The sequence below is a fragment of the Pseudomonas sp. genome (assembly GCF_040514055.1).
GTDB lineage: Bacteria > Pseudomonadota > Gammaproteobacteria > Pseudomonadales > Pseudomonadaceae > Aquipseudomonas.
This window is the reverse complement of sequence record NZ_JBEVDL010000045.1, coordinates 1-3,974: the sequence shown is the minus strand read 5'-3', so window position 1 is coordinate 3,974 and position 3,974 is coordinate 1. Positions and strand designations below refer to the sequence as shown.

Genomic DNA, 3,974 nt, shown 5'->3' with positions numbered 1-3,974 from the left:
TGCGCAGTGCCTGGGGCCAGGTCGCCGCGCCTCCGAGACCGAGCTTGAAACCGAGCTTGATGTATTCGCGGGCTTCTTCCTGGCTGCCGGCGAACGCATGGATGATCCCGGCGCGTTTCAACTTGAAGCGTTTGAGCGTGGCAATCACGGCCGCATGACTGCGGCGCACATGAATCAGCGCGGGCAAGTGGAAATCCACCGCCAGTTGCAGTTGCGCGTCGAACAGCGCTTGCTGACGTTCGCGATCCAGGGTTTCGATGAAGTAGTCCAGGCCGATCTCACCCACCGCACACAACTGGCGATGGCCAGCCAATCGCGTCAGCCAGTCGCCCAGCTCGGTGAGATGCTCGGGACGATGATCCTCGAGATACACCGGGTGCAAACCGAACGCCGCATGCAGGTCCGGATCGTTTTGCACCAGGTCCCAGACACGTTGCCAATTGCCCTGATAAACCCCCAGCACCACCATCTGGCGCACCCCGAGTGCGCGGCTTTCGGCCATCAGCGCCTGACGATCCGCGTCGAAGTCGGGGAAGTCCAGGTGAGTGTGGGTGTCGATCAGGTCCATGGCTCAGTCCTGGCGAATACGTTGTTTGAACGTCCGCGCGATGGCCTGCACACCGGGTTGGTAATCGGATTGCTCGATGGCCGCCAGGGCGAGCGCGAGTGCCTTGTCGGCAATCAATTGGTGTTGCTGCGCCATGGCATTCACCGGCAGCGGCAGGAAATCAAGCAACTGGGTGTCACCAAATGTGCCGAGGCGCAGCGGGCGGGTTTTCAGCGGGAAGTCGTGCAATGCATCGAACACGCCCTGCAGCAGGACATAGGACGTGGTCACCAGGGCTTCTGGCAAATGCCCTACGCGCTGGAGCAATTCTTCCATCAACTGTTTGCCGCATTCACGGCTGAACGAATCACCGTGTTCGATCAGGACCTCGCCGTCGTACCCGATCAAGGCCTCCTTGAAGCCGGCGGCCCGTTCCTGGCTGATGCTCAACTCGGGGCGGGCACCGATCAAGGCGATCTGTTTGGGCAGCGGATCAAGCAGGCTCCGGGTCAGATGCAGGCTGGCCTCGCGGTCGTCGCTGATCACCGAGCAGAAATACTCGGGCTCCATGACCCGGTCGATGGCGATGATCGGAATGCCTTTGGTTTGCAGCAGGCGATAGCTGTCGTCGCCCGGCGGCAGGCAACTGGCGACGATCAGGGCATCACAGCGACGGGCGCGGAACAGTTGCAGCAGTTGCCGTTCACTGTCGGGTGCATCGTCGGAGCTGGCGATCAACAGCTGATAGCCACGCGCCCGGGCACCTTGTTCCAGGAGCTTGGCGATCCGCGCGTAACTGGGGTTTTCCAGGTCCGGCAGAATGAAGCCCAAGGTCCGGGTGTGGCGACTGCGCAGACCGGCCGCCTGGGGATTAGGCGTGAAGCCATGTTCTTCGACGACCGCGCGCACGCGCTCGACGGTAGCGCTGCTGATGCGTTGCTGTTCGGCCTTGCCATTGATGACGTAGCTGGCGGTGGTGACAGACACACCGGCCAGCTGGGCTATATCACTGAGTTTCAACCCGCTATTCCTTGTTTTCTCGAGCTAGCCTCGACATTTTCACCAATCCTACCCGATTCAGGCAGGCGACCTTTGTCACAACGCATCCGACAAGTTGGGCTTCAACGATGCAACATTATCGAGTAACGTGCCAATCACTCTAGATTAAACGATTCAGCAAGCGTATTTTCTACGTTAATGGCTGCTTTGGCCGGTTCTGCCGCGAAACCACCAAAGATTGTTTAAAGACAAAGGCCTAAGCTGAATCATTCAAAAACAATACCTGGCGCCCCAAGGGTGCCAACAGGAGAAAGCATGCTCGAGCTCACCATAGAGCAGATATCCATGGGCCAGTCGGCTGTGGATAAGTCCGCCGCGCTGCAACTGCTGGCCCGGCACCTGGTTGCCGATGGCCTGGTTGACGAGGGCTACCTCGCCGGCTTGCAGGCACGCGAAGCCCAGGGCTCGACCTTTCTCGGACAAGGTATTGCCATCCCCCACGGTACGCCCGAAACCCGCGATCAGGTGTTTTCCACAGGCGTACGCCTGATGCAATTCCCCGACGGCGTGGACTGGGGCGACGGACAGATTGTCTACCTGGCGATTGGTATTGCCGCCAAGTCCGACGAACACCTGCGCCTGTTGCAACTGCTGACCCGTGCCCTCGGTGAAACTGATCTGGGCCAGGCCTTGCGCCGCGCCGGTTCCGCCGAGGCCCTGCTGAAATTGCTGCAAGGGGCGCCGCAGGAGCTGGCGCTGGATGCGCAGATGATCGGCCTGGGCGTTGCCGCCGAAGATTTCGAGGAGTTGGTCTGGCGCGGCGCGCGTTTGCTGCGTCAGGCCGACTGCGTCAGCAACGGTTTCTCCGCCGTGTTGCAGCAGGTTGAAGCGCTGCCGCTGGGCGATGGCCTGTGGTGGCTGCACAGTGAGCAAACGGTCAAGCGCCCGGGCCTGGCGTTCGTCACCCCGGACAAACCGCTGCGTTACCTCGGCCAACCGCTGAACGGTTTATTTTGTCTGGCCAGTCTTGGCGAGGCCCATCAAGCGTTGCTCGAACGGCTGTGTGCGTTGCTGATAGAAGGTCGCGGCCATGAGTTAGGCCGCGCCACCAGTTGCCGCGCCGTGCTGGAAGTGCTGGGTGGTGAGCTGCCAGCCGATTGGCCGAGCGCGCGCATAACGCTGGCCAACGCCCACGGCCTGCATGCCCGTCCGGCGAAAATCCTCGCGCAACTGGCGAAGAGTTTTGAGGGTGAGATTCGTGTCCGCATCGTCGATGGCCAGGACAGCGCGGTGTCGGTCAAGAGCCTGAGCAAACTGCTCAGCCTCGGCGCCCGTCGTGGCCAGGTGCTGGAAATCATCGCCGAGCCAGGCATTGCTGCCGACGCCTTGCCCGCCTTGTTGGCCGCCATCGAAGAAGGCCTTGGTGAAGAAGTCGAGCCGCTGCCACCGATGAGTCAGCCGCGTGAAGAGATTGTCGAGGTGGCCCAGGTGCTGCTCGCCCCGGCGTCCGGCAGTCTGGTGCAGGCCATCGCGGCCGCCCCGGGAATCGCCATCGGCCCGGCGCATATCCAGGTGCTGCAAACCATCGATTACCCGCTGCGCGGAGAATCCGCCGGCATCGAGCGTGAGCGTCTCAAGCAAGCATTGGCGCACGTGCGTCAGGACATCGGCGGCTTGATCGAGCGCAGCAAGGCCAAGGCGATTCGCGAGATTTTTATCACCCACCAGGAAATGCTCGACGATCCGGAATTGACCGATGAAGTCGACACCCGTCTCAAGCAGGGCGAAAGCGCGGAAGCGGCGTGGATGTCGGTGATCGAAGCCGCCGCCCGGCAACAGGAATCCTTGCAGGACGCCCTGCTCGCCGAGCGCGCCGCCGACCTGCGTGATATCGGTCGACGGGTGCTGGCGCAACTCAGTGGTGTCGAAACCCTGAGTGAACCTGAACAACCGTACATTCTGGTGATGGACGAAGTCGGTCCGTCCGACGTGGCGCGGCTTGATCCGACCCGGGTCGCCGGCATTCTCACCGCCCGGGGTGGCGCCACCGCCCACAGCGCGATTGTGGCACGGGCCCTGGGGATTCCAGCGCTGGTCGGCGCCGGTGCCGCGGTGTTGCTGCTGGCGCCGGGTACGCCGTTGTTGATCGATGGCCAGCGCGGTCGCCTGCATGTAGACGCTGATGCCGCCACGTTGCAACGCGCCACCGTAGAGCGCGACACCCGCGAACAACGCCTGAAAGCCGCCGCCGAGCAACGCCATCAACCGGCGTTGACCACCGACGGTCACGCCGTCGAAGTGTTCGCCAACATCGGCGAAAGCGCCGGCGTCACCAGCGCGGTGGAGCAGGGCGCCGAAGGCATCGGTCTGCTGCGCACCGAGCTGATTTTCATGGCCCACCCGCAAGCGCCGGACGAGGCGACCCAGG

Annotated in this window: 3 protein-coding genes; 1 reads left to right on the top strand and 2 read right to left on the bottom strand. The window is 62.6% G+C overall.

Going from position 1 to position 3,974, the window contains the following annotated elements; genetic code table 11:
- Both ABWY06_RS10855 and cra read right to left on the bottom strand, forming a co-directional pair.
- A partial coding sequence (locus tag ABWY06_RS10855) for a TatD family hydrolase (RefSeq protein WP_353925576.1) occupies positions 1 to 568 on the bottom strand: 568 nt, incomplete at its 3' end.
- A gap of 3 nt (positions 569 to 571) precedes the next feature.
- Positions 572 to 1,567, bottom strand: coding sequence for a catabolite repressor/activator (gene cra / locus ABWY06_RS10850; protein WP_323605496.1), 996 nt, complete (start codon positions 1,565 to 1,567; stop codon positions 572 to 574).
- 294 nt (positions 1,568 to 1,861) lie between these two features.
- Between cra and fruB the strand changes: the two genes are divergently transcribed.
- On the top strand, positions 1,862 to 3,974 hold a 2,113-nt coding region (fruB, locus tag ABWY06_RS10845), incomplete at its 3' end, for a fused PTS fructose transporter subunit IIA/HPr protein (protein WP_353925575.1).